Consider the following 18,902-nt stretch of genomic DNA (forward strand, 5'->3'; position numbering starts at 1 on the left):
TCGATCGGCCGCCCGGGGCGGGGAGCGCGCTGTTGCTCGATCCGCGTCCCGGTTGGCTGGCCTCAGGCTTTATCGGGAGCCCAGTTCAGAAAGAACCCGACGTCACCGGGTACCCCGCCCGGGAAGTTGATGATCATCGCCTTCAACTTATAGCCACTTGGCTTGCCGAAGCTCTGGTAGCGGTCAAAGAACTCCTTTGCTTTTCCCTGCAGTGTGTTCGGCCAATCTCGGTCGCCACTGTTGATCGCGCGGCCGCTGTCGGTGCAAAGCTCGGACGGGAAGCTGTAGACCATCGCTTCGAACTTGCCGGCCTTCACGGCGTTCGCGACCAGCCGGCGGACGATGGCGATTTCCTCTTCCGTTACCTGTTTCTTGAGAAAATCCGCTGCAAAGTCAGCGTGCTTTTGCTCTTCGATGGCCTTCAGCCGCCGCTCCTTGTCCATCTCGTCCATTTCACGCTGGAGCATCTGCATTCTAAGGTCCTGTGCACTCGGAGGTGCGCCTGCATTCTTGTTGTCAGACATCACATCGATCCACTTCAAGCTATTGGGCGCTCTGTGACCAGGCGGTACACGCTTTCCGCACATCGCATGACCAGGAACGTCCCGCAGTTACACCTAAGGGAACCCGAACGGAGTGCAGTTCGGGGACGAAACATTTTTGAATGCGAGCCGCTGTTTCTCCGATGACCCTCTATTTATTGGTCTTTTCACAGCAAACCGAGGGAGCCCCGCTGGCTCTCCCGACACAAGGCTATCCTAAAATACTACGACCGCAAGAGGACAGTGACAACTCAACAGGGGCGACAATATCAGTCGAAAATCCGCGCGCGTCCAAGCCGACTGAAAAGTTCGCGCCGCAGATATGTGGCGCATCCTAGAGTGCGGAACGCCCCGTTGCCCCGCCATATGTTTCCAGCGAGCCGGAGTGGGCCGACAGGCCAAAGATGGCCTCCATTCGCGGGTCGTTCTCGCCGATACGCTCATCGATCCATGACCTTGCCCATTGATAGGCTTCGGCGAACAGTTCGGAGTGCCGGCTCCAATCCATAAAGCTGATCGCGGCCGAAACCCGTGGGGAAATCAGGATGTCCCTTTCGCCAAGCGCAATCTCCTGCGGCCGGTGCGCCAGCATGCTTGCGGCAATGACCTGGATCAGGTTGGGGATCTTCGGCAAGCCCGAGCGGCCGAAGGGGTTCAGCAGCCGGACGGTCAGTTCGGATGCGCCGGGTATGCTGTCATAGTCGATGTGCTGTTTTCCAGGACCGCCCCCGCCCAGGCTTACGACGACGTTGGGGCCCGTCTTCAATTCCTTCATCTGCTCCAGCGGCAGATTGTTCATGATCGCCCCGTCGACGAGCATGTCTCCGTCGGCCGTGAAGAAGGGCGGCAGGATGCCTGGGATCGAGCCCGACGCTCTGACGGCCTGCCACAGCTTTCCGCGCCGATGGACATGCGCTTGCCCGGTACTGAGATTGGTCGACAGCGCGAAAAAGGGCAGCCAGAGATCCTCGATGAGTACGTCGCCATATTCCGCCTGCAGCGTGCGGTCGAGCATCTTGTGATCCAGCAGCGCATATTGCGGCACGGTCAGTCGACGAAACGCGCGACTGCGGACAAAGATCTCGTGCGTCCCACGATTGATCTCGTCGGCGTTCATGCCGCGAGCAAAGCCCGCCATCATCGCCGCTCCCGAACTGGTGCCTCCCAGATAATCGAAGGACGCGCCGGCCTCGACGAAAGCCTTGTGAACGCCAAGATGCGCGCATCCGAGCGAGCCTCCGCCGGCGGCGACAAAGCCCCTGGCCTCCCCGGAAATGAAGCGGACCAGGCGCTGAACATCCTCTCCGTCTTCCAGCGCCACATGGTGATGCTGCCGGATGCCGGGGCGCTCGTTCAGCCAGGCGCTGGTGCCGGTGACCGTTGCGGCGCGCTTGTCGTGAACCAGAACCAGCCGCACGCTCGATGGCGAATGCACCGACAGTACGAGTTGCTCCGACGGGTTGCGTTTTTCAGAGCCGGACGCCTCACCGACCAACAGGACGCCATCGGCTTGGCGGATGCAGACCCGTGTCCAGTCGCTCGGCTCTTCGTCGGCGATGTAGACGATGCCTCCGACCTTGGCCTCCAATTGGTTGAGCCAGTCCAGCACCGGCTGATCATCGACCGGAATGCCGGGAAAGCGATCCTCGATGTCGGCCCTCGCCAGGAAGGCGGTGCGCGTGGACCCGGCGAAAGCATTGCGCAACAGGTCGATAAAGCGAGGAGAAACCCGGCTGCTTCCGGCCGCAACAATTGCGAGCGTCCTTATCCGGCAGGCACCCTTGGCATGCGGCGAAACCGGCGCTTGCTTGGCGAACCGTCGCGCCAGAAACGTGGTGACCGACTGGCGCAAGCTCGGCAGGGCGCGCGCCGCTTTTTCGAACTGGTGGTCGCAGATCGAAAGGACAATGGAATCGCGCGCCGCAACGACCGTGGCCATGCGCGGCAGGCCGGCGAAGAAGCCGACCTCGCCAACGAGTTCGCCCTGCCCTATTTCGGCAACAGGTTCGGAGACGTCATCCCGGTGCACGGTGAAGCGGCCGGAGAGGACCACGAAAAACCGGTCCGACGGCTCGCCCTGGCGGACCAGAACCTCACCGCGTCGCACGATGCCGCGATCGGAATTGGCTGCCAAGGCTTCCAGTGCGGCCAGCGACGTCTGGTCGAACATCAGGGTCTCCGACAACAACTTGGCAGCAAGGGAACCGGTGGCGTCCATCGAACCTTCCTTGGAAACAGGCCGCTTCCGAGCTTAGCCGTTTCGATCGGGATTCCCGAACAGATTTCCTCCCCACGCGAGATTGCGCGCCCGGCGTTCACCGGACCAGGAATGGACGGCATCGCTCCTCAAGACACGATAGCGACGCGAGGCCGCGGACGCCAGCCGGATGCAACCTTTCTGTGCGGAACGGCGTTGCGTCACCGTTTTGGACGTGTCCATATCGAACCTTCATTTCAGCGCCCAACATGAATGCGACGACTACATGATACCTTCGATCCCGCTGCCGTTTGTCGTCGCGCTTCTGCTGACCATTCTGCTCATGCGTGCGCTCTTCCAACGTGGCCGAATTCTTCGGCCAGCCACGGTGTTCATCGCCGCATGCATCTTTCTGGTCGTAACGGTCGGCTTGCGCTGGACTGCGGATCTGCAATGGGTGCGGTTCCTTCAGCCCGTGGTCGCGGCTCTGCTTCCACCCATTGCATGGTTCTGTTTTTCAGAACTCAGAGGCTCCCATCGACAACGATACTGGCCCCACCTTCTCGCCCCCGCTGCGATATTGATCCTTTCGGCACTGTGGCAGTATTGGCAGTCTCCGATCGACCTGATCCTTGCCCTCCTCTACTTCACCTAGGCGGCGTTGCTTGCTCACCAGTCGTATGCGTCCGAAGGCAACTTCGAAAACGCCCGGCTGGCGGAGGCCCGCGGTGCTCGCAGCGCCGCGTTTGCCGTTGCCGGTCTGTTGCTGACATCAGGGATAATCGATCTGGTGATAGCTGCAGACTTCGAGTTCTATCGCGGAAGCCACGCCGCCCCGATCGTTAGTGCGGCTCACATGTTGACGCTCCCGCTTGTCGCCTTCGCGATCGCCGTCATGGGCCGGAGCGTGCCTGACAACGACGTCTGCCTTCCGTATGAAGCAAGCAAGATGCCAGCTCTCGCAATCGAAGCCGTACCGACAGACGACCACCGCCGCATCCTCGAAGCACTCGACACGGCAATGAGTGAAAGAAGGCTGTTTCGTGACCCGGATCTGACCCTGCGACGGTTGTCACGCAAATTGGCGATACCCGCCCGGCAAATCTCCGTTGCCATTAACCGGACCTCGTCGCGAAACGTGTCGCAGGTCGTCAACGAGTACCGTGTTCGAGAAGCCATGCGTCTGTTGAACGAAACCGACCTGTCGATCACGGCAGCGATGATGGAGTCGGGCTTCCAGACGAAGTCCAACTTCAACCGCGAGTTCCTGCGCGTGGCCGGCATGACGCCGCGTGAATACCGCCAGGAGAATTCCGCTTTAGGGTCAGTCGGAGGCCTCACGGGCCGGCCGGAAGGGCCTCGGCCAGAAAACCGATGACGAGAAAAGCGAGTTCCCGATGGATCTCGTCGCGTCCACGAACCCCGCCATCCTTGCAGACGATGCCGTCCCCCGGCGTCTGCGCCTCGATCAACGCCGCAGCGCCCGGTTTGCAAGGCTGCATGAAGCTGAAATGCATCGCATCGGGAATTTCGACATAGGTGGACGCATTTTTCGGCAAGCGCTCGGCGAGATAACCGGATTCGAGCCTGGCCGGCATGTCACCGATATCGGTGCCGGCGGCAATGACCAGTGATGGAAGACGAACCCGCACCAGGCTGTCGGGATCAAAACCCCGCGCCAGCCCCAGATCGAGCGACACGAAGGCATCGAGCCGAGGGTCCCTCAGGTCTTTTTCGAGTTCGGGCTGATCGAGGCCAAGCTCTGCGCTGAGGCCGCAGGCGCGCGGACTGGCATTTGTCTCACAGTCACGCCTGAAGCGGTCCCCGTCGAATGCCGCCCCGGCCAGTGCACTCACGGTCCATCCCCCGAGCGAATGGCCAATGGCTGCAATCCGGCTTTCATCGATGTCCCCGGCAAGCGCCGGATCGGCAATCAGGGCATCGATGACCCGGCTGAGGTCGCGTGGGCGCTCCCACAACTCCGCCGCCTGCTTCGCGGTCCTGTCGAACGTGGTCGTGCCCGGGTGATCCGGGGCAGCGACGACATAGCCTTGCTCGACCAGCCTGCCCGCCAGCCAATTCAGATTGCGCCAGCTGCCGCCGTAACCGTGGGAGAGCACGACCAACGGGCGCGCTCCCTTGGTGGTCGCCGCATTTCTGATAGCCTGGATACCCTCGAGGGCCCGGTTGTCGCCAACGGTAGAGGCCGCCGCGCGGTCTTGAGTGGAATACCAGAGCGCGACGTGGAGTGGTCGAGCGCTGTCCTTGAAAATGTCGGCCTCCCGAAAGCCGACCGCGTCTTTGGCGTGACCGAGCACTGCGGAACCAAGCCACAGGATGCCAACGAAAACGAATGGTTTGAACATGAGAAGCCCTTCGGTTGAAAACCTGGCCTCCATCCCGCGAAAACGGCCAACCGGCGACCTCGAACGCGATCGAGGACGAAAGCGGCTGGCGGCAGCATCGAAAATTGTGCGAAAGCACGCGTGTGGTGGGTCAGCGGACCTATCGCTTCGGACGTCTCTTGTCGGACGCAGCAGTTCCTTCGCCCTCCGGTTCCACGTCGGGCATTTCGTGCCGCATGGCCTTGCCCTCGAAATGGCCGATGATGGTAAGAACGGCGAAGGCGGAGCCGACCGCAAGGCCGGCGACGATCCAATGGCCGAAGCCGACGGAGATGCCGATCGCGCCTGCGAGCCAGAGGCTCGCGCCGGTCGTCAGGCCTTGGACCTCGCCGCGAGACAGGACGATGGTTCCGGCTGCAAGGAAGGCGACGCCTGCGGTTACCGCCTCCACCACGCGCAGCGGGTCGATGCGGACGCGTTCGTCGAAGAAGCCGCCAAGGCGGACGCTTTCGATCGAGATGATGCCAAAGGTGCAGGCTGCGAGGCAGACGAGCATATGGGTCTTCAGGCCGGCCGGCCGTGCCTTGACCTCGCGCTCGAAGCCAATGACCGCGCCCATCAGCAGCGCTCCGAGGATGCGCGCAAAAATGACCGTATAGGGGATCTGCGACGGTGGGAACAATTCGGCGGTGATCTGATCCATGCGGAACCAACGCGAATGCTTCGCATTGGTTCCGCATGATGGCGCCCGCGCCTCACCCAGTGCGCAGACGCGAGGAGCGGCCTGTCCCCACCCCGCTCCGAAGCGCTAGAAGTCGCTTAGTTGCCCAGCGCCGCGAGGGCCGCGTCCAGGCGTTCCTGGGCCTTCTTCGGGTTCTTCGCTCCCTTGACCGCTTCCAGGTTGGCCGGCGCATCGCCGACCTGGACGACGCCTACCATGCCCATGCCGTAGTGCGGCGTGCACTTGACGCCGTAGACGCCGGGTGCGGTGAAAGTCACCTTGTAGTTTTCATTGATCTTGCTTTTGAAGGCCTCGGCGCCATCGGGGATCATGCCCTTGATGGTTTCGACGTTATGTCCCTTGTCGGTCGGAATGAAGGTGACCGTGTCGCCGGGCGCAACCTTCAGCGACGCCGGCTCGAAAACCATCGCGCCGTCCTTGCCCTTGTTCAGCATGTGCACTTCGAAGTCCGCGGCGGCTGCCGGCGCGGCGACCAGCATTGCCGCGATCGCGATACCAAATCCGCTCTTGATTGCATTCAACATCGTCTTCTCCATTTGAGCGACCAGCCCGTGTTCGGGTTGTTCGAGAGGAGGATTAAGCCTGAGACGCCCCCTCCACTTTGATGCGCGTCAAATTCGCGTCGCTTTTTTATCGGCGTTGACAATACATAGGATTCCTATATTAGTCGCCTCATGAGCAAGGAACCTGATACGACACCGGCCCTGGTCGACCGCATCGGCGACGGGCTATCCCGCGTGGCGACGGCCATGCGCACGGAGGCCTGGTCGAGCGCGGACGCGATCGGCCTCAATCCCACGCAATTGCAGATCCTGACCTTCCTCGTCGCCCGTGGTCGCAGTGGAATGCGGGTGAAACAGATTGCCGGTTATCTCGGCGTCAGCCAGCCGACGACGACGGACTCCATCAACGCACTGCTGCGCAAGGGGCTGGTGGAAAAGCGCGCAGATCCGAGCGACGCACGCGCGCTTTCGGTTGCCACCACGCCGGCCGGCGAGGACGCGGTACTACAGGCGGGCCGGCTCGCCTCCGCAACGGAGGATGCCATCGCTTCGCTTTCGAGGCTGGAGCAGCAGGACCTGCTCATGCATCTCGTCAAGATCATCCGCGGCCTGCAGACGGCCGGCGCCATTCCGGAACAGCGCATGTGTGTCAACTGTCGATACTTCCGGCCGCATGTCTACGACGATCCGAAAGCGCCGCATCACTGCGCATTCGTCGATGCTGCGTTCGGACCGGCGGAACTGCGCGTCGATTGCGGCGAATACGAAACGGCAGAACCCGAGGCGCAACGGGCCGCCTGGCGCCTCTTCAATCGCGAGACGGTCTGATCATGCGAAACGATCCAGCCGCCGGCGCCAAAGCCGGCGGTCCTGAAGGCGTCACCGAGCATCCCCGGCGCCTTTTCAACAAGCTTCACCATCGGAATTCGCGAGCGCTGTTTCCTGCGTCGCAAGCGGACAGACGATGATGTCGGCGCCGGTCCGACGACTGCCATCGGCGGACCGGCAATTTTCTCCCTCCAGCAAACAGAAAGAGAAAACCATGAGCAGAATTAATCTAGTCGACCCCGTTTCGGCAACCGGTGCCAGCGCCGAACTGCTTGGCGAAATCCGCTCCGCCTTCGGGGTCGCACCCAACATGTTCCGCGCCGTCGCCAATTCGCCGGCGGCCCTTGCCAGCATGTGGGGCTCCTTCGGAGCACTCGGCAACGGTCGCCTCGGCGCCAAGCTCGGCGAGCAGATCGCCGTTGCCGTCGCGGATCGCAACGATTGCCACTATTGCCTGGCGGCCCACACGGCTCTTGGCCGCAAGGCGGGCGCCACTGCCGAGGAGATGACGGCTGCGCAACGCGGCAAGTCTGCCGATCCGAAGACGGCAGCGGCCCTCGCCTTCGCACAGAAGCTCGTCGATGCGCGCGGGCAGGTATCCGACGCGGATGTGCGCTCCCTGCGCGAGGCCGGCTACGATGACGAAGACGTGGTCGAGATCGTCGCCCATGTCGCGCTCAATCTGTTCACCAACTACATCAACGTCGCACTTGCCGTTCCCGTCGATTTCCCCGGCGTGAAGCTCGTCCGCGAAGCCGCCTGACCCGCACACACTGCAGTGGCCGGGCGGCGAGCCTTCGCCCGGCCCTCTCGGAGATGAGAACAATGAACAGCAATCGCAGGATCACGGCTCCGGAACTCGCCGTTTCGACCTGGTTCAACACACAGGAACGTCCAAGCCTTGCGCAGCTTCGTGGCCGGGTCGTTTTCCTTCATGCGTTTCAGATGCTGTGCCCGGCTTGCGTTTCGCATGGACTGCCGCAGACGCAGCGCGTCCAGAGCATTTTTCGGGACACCGATCTTCAGGTCCTCGGCCTGCATTCGGTATTCGAGCATCACGCGGTCATGACACCGGAAGCGCTGAGGGCCTTGATTCATGAATATCGCCTGACCTTCCCGATCGCCATCGACCAGCCTTCCGACCAGGGAGCGATACCGAAAACGATGGAACTCTACGGCATGCGCGGCACGCCGACGGCCATCATCATCGGACGCGACGGTTACATCGAACACCATCGTTTCGGCATCGAAGACGACATGGCCATCGGCGCGCGTCTTGCCACACTCCTTTCCGCGCCGATCCCCGACTTTGCCACGGCGGCCGCCACCTCCGCCGGCTGCACCAGCGAAGGCTGCGTCCCCGACGCGCGTGCCGGCTAGAACCTCTGAGCATGGAGAACAGACGATGACGACCAGAAAGGCGCTCGCCCTCAGGCATCTGCATTTCGAAGATCTCGGCAGCTTTGCCGGACCGCTGCGAGCGGCGGGTTTTGAAATCGAGTATCGCGATGTCGGCGACGAAAACTACCTCTCTTTCGATCCCTTGGAGCCCGATCTCGTCATCGTGCTCGGCGGCCCGATCGGCGTCTATGAAGACGAGGCCTACCCCGTCATCGCCGGGGAAATCGCCATGCTTCAGGCACGTCTTGCCGGCGACCGGCCGACGCTCGGCATCTGCCTCGGCGCCCAGCTGATCGCCCGTGCGCTCGGTGCCCGCGTCTACCCGTCCGGCCTGAAGGAGATCGGATTTTCGCCCTTGAGCCTGACCGCCGCAGGCCAGGCCTCCTCCCTCCGCCATCTGGCCGACGTCTCCGTCCTGCATTGGCACGGCGATACCTACGACCTGCCCGCCGGCACGGCACTTCTGGCTTCGACACCGCTGATCGCGCAACAAGGCTTTGCGCGCGGCAAGACCGTGCTCGCCCTCCAGTTTCACCCGGAGGCGCAAGCCGGCGCGGCGTTCGAACGCTGGCTCGTCGGTCACGCCTGCGAGCTGGCGGCGGCCGGGCTCAGCGTTCCGGGCCTGCGCGCCGATGCCCGACGTCTCGGGCCTCGTCTTGAGGCGGCGGCCTCTTCGGTGATCGGCGAATGGCTGGAGAACATCGATGGTTGAGCCGGCCCCGATCGCGCTCGACGCCCTGCTCATCGGCAGCCTCTCGCCGATCGACGACCGCGGAACCCTAAGCGGCATCGACAAACACCCGGCTCTCGGCCCGGTGCATCTTGGCACAACCGGCTTTGCCGGCGACCATCAGGGCGATCTGAAGAGGCACGGCGGCCCGGACAAGGCCGTGCACCATTACCCACGCGACCATTATAAGACATGGGTTGACGAGATCGGAAGCGTTGCGCGGCTGCAGCAGCCGGGCGCGTTCGGCGAGAACATCTCGGCCTTGGGGCTGACCGAAAGCGATGTCGCGATCGGCGACCGGTTCCGCCTCGGCGAAGCCCTTCTCGAGGTGAGCCAGGGCCGGCAGCCGTGCTGGAAGCTGAACCGCCGTTTCGATCTGCCGGACATGGCCCGCCGCGTCCAGCAGACCGGCCGCACCGGATGGTACTACCGGGTCATCGAAACGGGCATTGTTTCGCCCGACGACCGGATGCAACGCGTCGAGCGGCGCCATCCCGAATGGACGATCGCCAGGCTGTGGCACTATCTTTACGTCGATACGCTCAACCGCGAGGCCCTGTCCGCTATCGCCGATCTCGCCATCCTGCCGCCAAATTGGCGGGGTTATGCCGCCAAGCGCCTGCAGACGCGGGCGGTCGAAGATTGGTCCCGCCGGCTCGACGGCGAGGCTCCGGCTTCAACGCCTCACGGCGCCGTCGATGGCCGTGACCGCTCGCTGCCGACCGGATGACGCCGCCCTCCGGCGGGTGGCGCCCCTGTGCGCCCTCGCCAGCATCTCGGCGATCTCGTCGGCAACAAAGATCGCGTGATCGTTGACCTGCGGCAGGCCCATGAGTTCGCCGAAGGTGCCGCGCGCCAGCGGGCCGGCAACGATCAGCGATCTCTCGGCCACGCCACTCGCCCCGATCGCGCGGCTCGCCTCGTCGCACGCAAGTCCCAGTCCGAAATTGTCTAGGCGCAGCCAGCCCTTCGACGCCAGATCCGCGAGCCAGTCCTCGCTTGAAAGAATGCCCGTGTGCGCCGGGCCGGTGGTCACGACGCAGGCATCGAACAACAGGCGTTCATGGGCACGCGTCTGCCGGTGACGGATGTCGACCGCGATGACCTGACCATAACGTTCGACGCCTTCGATCGAAGCGCCGAGGATGCGCAACTGCCCTGTCTCGGTTGCCTGCCGGATCGCGTCGTCGATCTGCGGCGCCACGCGAAATCGGTGTGCGTCCCAGAAGGGCCGCAGGCGCCTCACCAGCAGACGGCGCTCCGCCACCGGCAGCGCGCGCCAGACCTGTCCACCCTGGCTGCGCAGGGCATCGAAAACCGCATGCCAGCTGAGCCCCGCCAAAGCGGCCTGCCGCACCGCCAGGCGCACGCGTCGAAGAAGCTCGAGCGCGGTCCGCGCCGGGTTGCTGACGAAATCGCCGAAGGGTTCCTGTGCTTTTCCCGCATGGCCGCGCGAGCGAAGACCGCGGCGCGACAGTGCGACGATCGAACCGCGGTGGTCGGCGAGCCTCAGAGACGCAATCACATCCGCCGCCGTCAGGCCGTTTCCAAGCACCAGAACGTGATCATCCGGACGAAGGCAGGCAAGGGAGCCCGCAACGGTGGTGTCGGCAACGAAACGCGGGTGGCCTTCGAGCGCCTGCGCGACGCTCTTCGGCGCACAGGGCGAGGGATGCGTCGTGGCGATCACGACGATATCGGCCAAAAGGTCCGTCCCGGAATCGGAGGTCAGCTTCCAGCGCGTTCCACGCCGCTCGATACGAGCGATGCGCTCGCGGCGGTGCACGACCTTGCCGCTCCGCACGAACGGCGCGACGAACGCGCCGACATACCGCCCGAACACCGCCCGCCGCACATAGAGATGGCCGTCGGCTGCCCGTGCTTCCGGGTCACCGCGCGGCTCGCCATTGGCCTCCAGCCAGTTCAGAAAGTCGTCGGGATCATCGGGAACGAGGCTCATGCGGGCAGCGGGCACATTGGTGCGATGGGCGGGATTGCCGGTGTCGTAGGCAAGTCCGGCGCCCAGGCAGTCTCGCGGCTCGAAGACCACGATGGCCGCGCCGTCGCTGGCGGCATTGCGCGCAAGGTTTGCCGCGACCACCGCGCCGGTGAAACCGCCGCCGACGATGGCAATGACCGTTCGCCGCGCAGCTGTCACGACTGGGAGACCTTCAGCTTCGGGCGATGATCGCCGGCGATGGTTTCACCGAACGGCCCGGTGTTGATCGACGTCGCGCGCGCCGGGATGGCGTGGGCCAGCGGCAGATGCGGCAGTACCAGTTCGCCGAAGCGATAGGCCTCTTCGAGATGCGGGTAACCGGACAGGATGAAGCTGTCGATGCCGACTTGTCGGTATTCTTCCATGCGCGCTTTGACTTGATCGGGATCGCCGACGAGCGCCGTGCCTGCCCCTCCGCGCACCAGACCCACGCCGGCCCAGAGATTGGGAGCGATTTCGAGCTTGTCGCGCCGGCCGCCATGCAGGCGGCTCATGCGGCTTTGACCAACCGAATCCATGCGCTCGAACACCTTCTGTGCGGCGGCAATCGTATCGTCGTCCACATATTGTATCAGTTCGTCGGCCGCCTGCCAGGCTTCCTTTGCGGTCTCGCGAACGACGACATGAAGACGGATACCGAAGGTGACCTCCCTGCCCTCGGCATCGGCCAGGGCGCGAACTTCGGCGATCTTCTTGGCGACGTCCTCGACCGGTTCGCCCCAGGTCAGGTACTTGTCGATCGTGCGCGCTGCCACCTCCTGCCCCTTGCCGGAGGAGCCGCCGAAATAAAGCGGCGGGTGGGGCTGTTGCGCGCACGGGAACAGGAGCTTGCCGCCTTCGATGTCGAAGTGATTTCCCTTGAAATCGACTTCTTCTCCGCGAAGCACCGCCTTGTAGATGTTGAGGAATTCCTCGGTCACCTCGTAGCGTTCACCATGCGCCAGATGAATGCCGTCGCCCTTGTTTTCGATCGGATCGCCGCCGGTTACGACGTTGATCAGCAGCCGCCCGCCCGAGAGACGGTCCAGCGTCGCCGTCATGCGGGCCGCGAGCGTCGGCGAGAGCAGGCCGGGCCGAACGGCGATCAGGAACCGCAGCTTTTCGGTGAGCGGTGCCAGCGCCGAGGCAACCACCCAGCTGTCCTCGCAGCTCCGTCCCGTCGGGATGAGCACGCCATAATAGCCGAGCGTATCGGCGGCCTGCGCGACCTGCTTCAGATAGTTGAGATCGACGTTTCGCCCGCCACGCGTGGTTCCGAGGTAGCGGCTGTCGCCGTGGGTCGGCAGGAACCAGAGCACATTGATCTTTTCCGGGATCTTCTCGGGGATTTCGTTGGGCACAATTCCCATTCGCGCAAGCCTCCTCACGGACTGTTTGGACAACGGTCACGGCCGTCCCATTTTGTAAAAAGCATAAACTCTATAAAATTTATTGACAATAAGAATTCGTACGATCATCCTTGGTAAGAGGAAAAATTTTTCCGAGAGCAGCTGTCAGCGACCGGGAATTAGATTCAAATTTTTCGAGGATTTGGCCATGACAATCGCGCTTGCCGCTTCTCCCGCATTCGATGCCGTCGTTCCGACGGCCAATGCCTACGGGTCGATCACCACGCCGGCGCTGAAAGCAGCCATGCGCAACTTCTCAGGTGGCGTCTCCGTCATCACCGCAGGGATAGGCGAGGAGCGCACCGGCGCCACCGTGACCTCCGCCACAGCACTCGCCGTCGATCCGCCGACCATGATCGTCAACATCAACCGCACGTCCTCCACCTGGCCCGTTATCGAGCGCTACCGGCATTTCTGCGTCAACCTTCTGTCGCGCGAGCAGCAGAGGGTCGCCGAGCGCTTCTCCGGTGTCGACGGCGCCAAGGGTGCGGCCCGCTACGATGGCGCCGAATGGATCCGGCTTGCCAGCGGCGCATCGGCGCTTGCCGGCGCGCTCGCCGCCATCGATTGCGAGGTCGAGGAGATCATCGAGCGCCATAGCCATGCGATCATCCTCGGCCGGGTGGTGGCGATTACGGCCGGGACAGGCGAACCGATCGTCTACCACAACGGCCGCTACGGCGGCGTGCAGTTCTGACGCGGCTTTCCTGCATGGCACAGAGCGCCGCCACGGATTTCAATTTTGGAACGTGCTCTCTGCAAAACGGCAATAAGCGGAATAATTTATCTATATGAAATCCATGCTTTTAATCAACATAACATCAGGACTTCCCGAGGAAGCCGCAACCCGTTGAGGAGCATTCGATGACGATCCGCAGACGCACCCTTCTTGCCGCCAGTGCCGCATTCTTGGCGGCGAGCCAACTCTCCCTTCCGGCCCATGCGGACGAAACCACGCTGACCATCGGCTACCAGCCCATCGTCGAGCCGTCGCGCGTCCCGCAGGCAGACGGGACCTATGAGAAGGCGACAGGCGCCAAGATCACCTGGCAGAAGTTCGACGGTGGGGCCGATGTCATTGCGGCCCTTGCGTCCGGGTCGATCGACATCGGCTATGTCGGATCCTCGCCGCTTGCAGCCGCCGCGAGCCGCCAGATCCCGCTCGAAACCATCTTCGTCGTCGGCCTGATCAGTGACGCCGAGGCGCTGGCGGTCAAGGGCATCGACAAGCCGGAGGAGCTTGCCGGCAAGAAGATCGCAACCCCCTTCGTCTCGACGGCGCATTACAGCCTGCTCACCGCCTTGAAACACTGGAATGTCGACTCGAAGTCGGTCGAGATCCTCAACCTCAGGCCGCCGGAGATCGCGGCCGCCTGGCAGCGCGGCGATATCGACGGCGCCTATGTCTGGGATCCGGTTCTCTCCGAAATCAAGAAGACTGCAACCGTGCTTGCGACATCGAGCGACGTCGCGAAATGGGGCGGACCGACCTTCGACGCCTGGATCGTCAGCAAGAAGTTTGCCGAAGAACATCCTGAAATCGTCACCGGATTCGTCAAGGTGACCGGCGACGCCTATGCCGATTATCGCGCCAAGCCGGAAGCCTGGAGCGCCGGATCGCCGCAGGCCGAGAAGATCGCACGGCTCACCGGCGCAAAGCCTGATGAAGTACCGAACCTGCTCAAGGGCTATTACTTCCCCTCGCTCGAAGAACAGGCGAGCGCCGATCTCCTCGGCGGCGCGACAGTCAAGGCGATCGCCCAGACCTCTGCCTTCCTGCTCGAACAGGGCAAGATCCCGGCAGTCCTCCCCGACTACGCGCCTTATGTTTCCGCCCGCTGGGCACAGGAAGCGGCAAAGCTCTCGTTCTGACGGTCACCCAATTGCTGCCCGCCCGGGTGAAATCTTCGGGCGGGCACACGGCAGCATGCCAGGAGAACAGCATGTCCGTCCTCTCGCTTGAAAATGTCACATTGCGATATGGAGCCGATGCCGGCCGCAACACGCCGGTGCTTGCGTCGATCGATCTGTCGATCGGCCACGACGAATTCGTCGTCGTCATCGGACGCTCCGGTTCCGGCAAGACCAGCCTTCTCAATCTGGCGGCGGGCTTCGTGAAACCGAGCGGCGGGCGTATTCGGCTCGATGGCGCGCCGGTCACCGGCCCCGGCGTAGAGCGCGCCGTCGTGTTTCAGGACGATGCCCTTTATCCGTGGCTGACGGCCCTCGACAATGTCGCCTTTCCCCTGCGCCTGCGCGGTTTGTCCAGGGCGGATCGGCTCGAGCGGGCGCGAACTCTTCTCGACCAGGTGGGGCTCAGCGATGCAGCCGAGCGGCATGTCTGGGAACTGTCGGGCGGCATGCGACAGCGTGTCGGCATTGCCCGCGCGCTCGCCTCCAGCCCGAAGTTCCTGTTGATGGACGAGCCGCTTGGCGCGCTCGACGCCCTGACCCGAAGCCGCATGCAGGGCTTTCTTCTCGACATCTGGCAACAGAACCGCGTCGGCGCCCTCCTCATCACCCACAGCATCGAGGAGGCACTGCTGCTCGCAACGCGCCTCATCGTGCTTGCCCCCAACCCCGGCCGGATCACCAGCGAAATCTTCACGACCTTCGGCCGTGATCACCTCGCCGGGACGCCGCTTTCGGAAATCCGCAGTTCGGCCGCTTTTCGCCGCCTGCAGGACGAATTGACCGTGCTCATCCATGCCGAAGAAGAAGGAATTGCCGCATGAGCATCTCGGCTGAAGGCCTGCCGCCGATCATGCCTGCGGCGCGCCACGTGGATGAGCAACGGGAACAGAGCGCCGAGCGACCGCCGTTGCCGCTTGTCTGGATTTCGCTCGCGACGATCACGGCTCTGCTTTTCCTCTGGAGCCTTGCCTCCAGCTATACCCTCGTCTCGCCACTGTTTCTGCCGTCACCGTTCGCCGTCTACCAGGCACTGCGGAGCCTTGCCGTCATCGGCTTTGTCGATGCGACGCTCGCTGAGCACGTCGGCGCCAGCCTGCTGCGGATCTTCGGGGCGCTTGCCATCGCTCTCGTCGTCGGCATTCCCGCCGGCCTTGCCATCGGAGCGAGCCGTATCGGCAAGGGCATCCTCGATCCAATCGTCGAGTTCCTGCGGCCGCTGCCGCCGCTTGCCTATCTGCCCCTGGTGATCATCTGGCTCGGCATCGGCGAGGCATCGAAGATCGCGGTGATTGCCCTGGCGATGCTACCGCCGGTCATCCTTTCGACGGCAACGGGCGTCCGCTCCGCATCGGCCGATCACGTCAACGCGGCGCGCTCCTTCGGCGCGTCGCGGCTGCAGGTCCTGCGCCACGTCATCGTGCCGAGCGCCCTACCCTCGATCCTCACGGGAACCCGCATCGCGCTCGGCGCCGGGTGGTCGACGCTGGTGGCGGCCGAACTTGTCGCCGCAACCCGCGGCCTCGGCTTCATGATCCAGTCCGCAGCCCAGTTCCTCGTGACCGACGTGGTTATCGCCGGCATCGTCGTCATCGCCGCCGTCGCCTTCCTGTTCGAACTGGCGGCACGCCTGATCGAACGCTGGCTGGTACCCTGGGCGACGCGGCGGTAAGCGGCAAGCGTCAGCCAGTTTTCAGAGTGACCCGGTTCCGGGTCGCGATCAATCGCGCCGCGGCATAGGTCTGCGTGACGATCTCCGGCACGAGATCGATATCCGGCAGGCTGCCGACGCCGAGCGGCCCGATGGCGTAGAGATCGGGCGTCGGATCTCCGCCAGCAAGCACTTCGCCCGCCGGGCTGACGGCTATGCCGAGATCGAGTTCGTCGGGCTCGGCAAGGCTGCCGGAAAAAAGGCTCTGCATCAACGGCGCCTGAAGATCGGGTGCCGAGCAGCGACAATCGATCACCTGATCGGCTGATAGCAGCGTCTCCTCGCTTTCACCCGCAAAGCGCACCATCAACCCTTCCGGACGGCGCCGGCCGGCCCAGCCCTTACGCAGCACGGTCCGCTCGCTCGCTAGCTCCTGCCGAAGACGCAGGTAGAGGGGTGCCGGCAGGCGATTACGGTGGCTGTCGTAGATCGAGCGAAGGTGCCTGTTGAAGCGGTGTTTCTCTTCCTCGGGCAGCGCCTGCCACAGCGACCGCGCCCGGCGGCGCAGGCCGTTCATGGCCGCCTGCCAGCCGAGCCCCGCCGCTTCAGCCTCGGCACAGGCCTGCCGGACGAAGCGAACGATCTCGCCGAGCCGTGTCGGCATCGGCTCGACCGGAAAGGTCGGCGCTGCCGAAAGACGCGTATGCGGCTGCGGCAGGAAGCCGTGACGGGAGAGGATGGTGACCTCGCCGGCAAAGCCGTTGTCGCGAAGCTGCAGCAGGCGGTCGACCACCCGAACACCACTTCCGAGCAGCACCGTGTGCCGCGGCACGACGAGACGGCGCGCGCGCACCAGCGGCTTTTCCTCTTCAGCAACTTCCATCTCACCGCGACGCAAACCAAATCCGGTCGCCAACACAACGGCGTCGCATTCCACCGTCGCGTTCTCCTGCACTACCAGAAAGCGCCCATTGGCCTGCTTGCGTAGACCAAGCACCGCCTGACAGGAGAGCTGCATCGAAATATCGGGACGACGCGTCAGCGCCTCGGAGAAACGCTGGTAGACATAGTCGCTGAAGATGCTCTTCGGCACGAAGATCTGCTGAAAGCCGGGAATGGCCGCCGGGACGGCGGCGCGAAACTCGGCATTGGCCGAGAGCCAATCATTGAAATCCTCGGGCTGACCGGCGGCCACTGAAAGATCACGAACGCGGCTGTTGAGGATTTCGCCGCTCTGGGCGGTGGCCAGCACCTGGCCGCCGCTGATCGTCGGTTGCGGGTCGAAGAGATGGACGTGAAAGGCGGCCCGCACGGACTTCATCAGGGCGATAGCCATCATTACACCGGAAAAACCGCGGCCGACGATGGCGATATGCGGCTTGCCCTTGGGGGCCCCTTCCGTCGGAGACATCTTGGCAAACAATCCATGGACAGTCATGTGCACTCTCCTATGGCCGGCCTCGCCGGAAAAGTTTGAAATGCATGGCTGTTTCGGTCCTCAACGCAGACACCGACCGAATTGTAAGGCTATCGGCAACCACCCGCAGGGTTGCGTGAAGATATCGTCCGCCGCATCGCCGGTCGAGCCTGTATGTCCTATCCCGGCTGGCCTGGCACCTTGGCGCATGCGCATCCCTAGACGGTATACTCTATAAACTTTATGCGCTATTAGAGCGTGAAACGGCGCCGACATCAAGGGCCGTGTGGCAATGGCCGCCCGAAGCGGTCTTCGGCGTTGCACTCTGGGGTGGTCAGGCCACGCCGTTTGGCAAGGGCAACCGCTCCGAAAACTCCCCCGGCTGGCCACGTGCAGTCTCCCGGCGCGAAATGCCGTTCAACACCCTCAGCAGGTCATAACCATGCGACCAGCGGCCATAGCCACTGGCGATGTTGATATGCCCGGCATGGCCGAGATCGATGAGGCGACTGCCCCAGCGGGTCGAAAAATGGCGCAGGCGGTCGAAGGGCATATAGGGGTCGTTCAGGCTCCCGACGACAAGGCTCGAAAAAGGCAACGGCAGATCCGGCATCGACCCGAAGTCGATGGCGCCCGGATGAAGCCGATCGGTTGGACCGAGATCGCACGGTGCGACGAGCAAGGCGCTGCGCACTTGCCGGGCGAGCGGACGCCGCACCAGATTGGCGACCAGAAGGCAACCGAGGCTGTGGGCCACCAGATCGACGGTACCATGCCGGAAGATCTCGTGTTCGAGCCTGTCGCGCCAGAGATCGAGCCTTGGTCGGTCCCAGTCGTCCTGTTCGACGAGGACGGCGTGCGGATTGTCATTCAGCCAATGGCGCTGCCAATGGCCGCTGTTTGATCCGAACAACCCAGGAATGATGAGCGTTGTTGCCATGACATCAACCGCTTACGAGAATGTTTCAAAGTGACGGCCGCGCATTCTGCCGCGCCCGGTTCATGGCTCAATTATGGAAGAGCGAAATGCAGCGCGTAAGCAAGGAACATTCAATATCTATAAATTCTATAGCATAACTTTTCATCCGCATCGTTCACGCACTATCATTTTAGATGTCAGGCATGGAACAATCTTGAGAGCAGAGTGTTTCTTCAGACGCGGTCAGAAGCGAAATCAGTTTCTCTTACGGCCGCCGAAGCGTCAAAAAATTGCGTTGTTGGAGCCCATGAAATTGGTAGTTTGGCGCC

20 protein-coding genes are annotated in these 18,902 nt (G+C 63.2%); 11 read left to right on the forward strand and 9 right to left on the reverse strand.

Annotated features, from left to right (window positions below; all coding sequences use genetic code 11):
- Positions 1–62 precede the first annotated feature (62 nt).
- Both JVX98_RS00965 and JVX98_RS00970 read right to left on the reverse strand, forming a co-directional pair.
- Entirely contained in the window at positions 63–524 is a 462-nt protein-coding gene (locus JVX98_RS00965; protein ID WP_192449809.1) for a histidine kinase, read from the reverse strand.
- 352 nt (positions 525–876) lie between these two features.
- A complete protein-coding gene (locus JVX98_RS00970; protein ID WP_205236557.1) occupies positions 877–2,760 on the reverse strand; it encodes a patatin-like phospholipase family protein in 1,884 nt (627 codons plus the stop codon).
- Between the two features lie 265 nt (positions 2,761–3,025).
- Here JVX98_RS00970 and JVX98_RS00975 point away from each other — a divergent pair, with 265 nt between their 5' ends.
- On the forward strand, positions 3,026–3,394 hold the full coding sequence (locus JVX98_RS00975; RefSeq protein WP_205236558.1) for a hypothetical protein: 369 nt from the start codon (positions 3,026–3,028) through the stop codon (positions 3,392–3,394).
- A 6-nt stretch (positions 3,395–3,400) separates the two neighbouring features.
- The gene (locus JVX98_RS00980) at positions 3,401–4,117 is read left to right on the forward strand and encodes an AraC family transcriptional regulator (RefSeq protein WP_205236559.1); all 717 of its coding nucleotides are present in this window, start codon (positions 3,401–3,403) and stop codon (positions 4,115–4,117) included.
- On the opposite strand, the gene JVX98_RS00985 is transcribed toward JVX98_RS00980, so the two are convergent.
- From JVX98_RS00985 to JVX98_RS00995, 3 genes are all read right to left on the reverse strand, one after another.
- A complete protein-coding gene (locus JVX98_RS00985) occupies positions 4,077–5,105 on the reverse strand; it encodes an alpha/beta fold hydrolase (RefSeq protein ID WP_205236560.1) in 1,029 nt (342 codons plus the stop codon). The genes JVX98_RS00980 and JVX98_RS00985 overlap by 41 nt on opposite strands.
- 139 nt (positions 5,106–5,244) lie before the next feature.
- Positions 5,245–5,787: an MgtC/SapB family protein gene (locus JVX98_RS00990; RefSeq protein WP_192449804.1), complete on the reverse strand. Its 543-nt coding sequence runs from the start codon at positions 5,785–5,787 to the stop codon at positions 5,245–5,247.
- 116 nt (positions 5,788–5,903) lie between these two features.
- Positions 5,904–6,350: a pseudoazurin gene (locus JVX98_RS00995; protein WP_082005895.1), complete on the reverse strand. Its 447-nt coding sequence runs from the start codon at positions 6,348–6,350 to the stop codon at positions 5,904–5,906.
- Positions 6,351–6,500: 150 nt separating this feature from the next.
- On the opposite strand from JVX98_RS00995, the gene JVX98_RS01000 reads away from it, so the two are divergent.
- The 5 genes from JVX98_RS01000 to JVX98_RS01020 all read left to right on the forward strand — a co-directional run bounded on the left by JVX98_RS01000 (position 6,501) and on the right by JVX98_RS01020 (position 10,018).
- Entirely contained in the window at positions 6,501–7,157 is a 657-nt protein-coding gene (locus JVX98_RS01000; RefSeq protein ID WP_205236561.1) for a MarR family winged helix-turn-helix transcriptional regulator, read from the forward strand.
- 214 nt (positions 7,158–7,371) lie between these two features.
- Entirely contained in the window at positions 7,372–7,920 is a 549-nt protein-coding gene (locus tag JVX98_RS01005) for a carboxymuconolactone decarboxylase family protein (RefSeq protein ID WP_205236562.1), read from the forward strand.
- Between the two features lie 62 nt (positions 7,921–7,982).
- On the forward strand, positions 7,983–8,537 hold the full coding sequence (locus tag JVX98_RS01010; RefSeq protein WP_205236563.1) for a redoxin domain-containing protein: 555 nt from the start codon (positions 7,983–7,985) through the stop codon (positions 8,535–8,537).
- Between the two features lie 25 nt (positions 8,538–8,562).
- Positions 8,563–9,270 carry a glutamine amidotransferase gene (locus JVX98_RS01015; RefSeq protein WP_205236564.1) on the forward strand — a complete coding sequence of 236 codons (708 nt, stop codon included), beginning with the start codon at positions 8,563–8,565 and terminating at the stop codon, positions 9,268–9,270.
- Complete coding sequence (locus JVX98_RS01020; RefSeq protein ID WP_205236565.1) at positions 9,263–10,018, forward strand: MOSC domain-containing protein; 756 nt, start codon at positions 9,263–9,265, stop codon at positions 10,016–10,018. The genes JVX98_RS01015 and JVX98_RS01020 overlap by 8 nt, the downstream gene beginning before the upstream one ends.
- On the opposite strand, the gene JVX98_RS01025 is transcribed toward JVX98_RS01020, so the two are convergent.
- A complete protein-coding gene (locus tag JVX98_RS01025) occupies positions 9,965–11,446 on the reverse strand; it encodes an FAD/NAD(P)-binding protein (RefSeq protein WP_205236566.1) in 1,482 nt (493 codons plus the stop codon). The two genes, JVX98_RS01020 and JVX98_RS01025, sit on opposite strands and share 54 nt — an antisense overlap.
- Positions 11,443–12,636 carry an FMNH2-dependent alkanesulfonate monooxygenase gene (gene ssuD, locus JVX98_RS01030; RefSeq protein ID WP_210335971.1) on the reverse strand — a complete coding sequence of 398 codons (1,194 nt, stop codon included), beginning with the start codon at positions 12,634–12,636 and terminating at the stop codon, positions 11,443–11,445. Before ssuD ends, JVX98_RS01025 begins: the two co-directional genes overlap by 4 nt.
- Positions 12,637–12,823: 187 nt before the next feature.
- Here ssuD and JVX98_RS01035 point away from each other — a divergent pair, with 187 nt between their 5' ends.
- From JVX98_RS01035 to JVX98_RS01050, 4 genes are all read left to right on the forward strand, one after another.
- Complete coding sequence (locus tag JVX98_RS01035) at positions 12,824–13,372, forward strand: flavin reductase family protein (protein WP_205236567.1); 549 nt, start codon at positions 12,824–12,826, stop codon at positions 13,370–13,372.
- Between the two features lie 167 nt (positions 13,373–13,539).
- The gene (gene tauA / locus JVX98_RS01040) at positions 13,540–14,547 is read left to right on the forward strand and encodes a taurine ABC transporter substrate-binding protein (RefSeq protein ID WP_205236568.1); all 1,008 of its coding nucleotides are present in this window, start codon (positions 13,540–13,542) and stop codon (positions 14,545–14,547) included.
- A 71-nt stretch (positions 14,548–14,618) separates the two neighbouring features.
- Positions 14,619–15,410 carry a taurine ABC transporter ATP-binding protein gene (locus JVX98_RS01045; RefSeq protein ID WP_205236569.1) on the forward strand — a complete coding sequence of 264 codons (792 nt, stop codon included), beginning with the start codon at positions 14,619–14,621 and terminating at the stop codon, positions 15,408–15,410.
- Positions 15,407–16,258, forward strand: coding sequence for an ABC transporter permease subunit (locus JVX98_RS01050; RefSeq protein ID WP_205236570.1), 852 nt, complete (start codon positions 15,407–15,409; stop codon positions 16,256–16,258). The genes JVX98_RS01045 and JVX98_RS01050 overlap by 4 nt, the downstream gene beginning before the upstream one ends.
- Before the next feature lie 10 nt (positions 16,259–16,268).
- On the opposite strand, the gene JVX98_RS01055 is transcribed toward JVX98_RS01050, so the two are convergent.
- Together JVX98_RS01055 and JVX98_RS01060 are read right to left on the reverse strand one after the other, a co-directional pair.
- On the reverse strand, positions 16,269–17,675 hold the full coding sequence (locus JVX98_RS01055) for an FAD/NAD(P)-binding protein (protein ID WP_192449793.1): 1,407 nt from the start codon (positions 17,673–17,675) through the stop codon (positions 16,269–16,271).
- 313 nt (positions 17,676–17,988) lie between these two features.
- Positions 17,989–18,594 carry an alpha/beta hydrolase gene (locus tag JVX98_RS01060; protein WP_205236571.1) on the reverse strand — a complete coding sequence of 202 codons (606 nt, stop codon included), beginning with the start codon at positions 18,592–18,594 and terminating at the stop codon, positions 17,989–17,991.
- Between the last annotated feature and the right edge of the window lie 308 nt (positions 18,595–18,902).

It is taken from the genome of Ensifer sp. PDNC004 (genome assembly GCF_016919405.1).
Taxonomy (GTDB): Bacteria; Pseudomonadota; Alphaproteobacteria; order Rhizobiales; family Rhizobiaceae; genus Ensifer.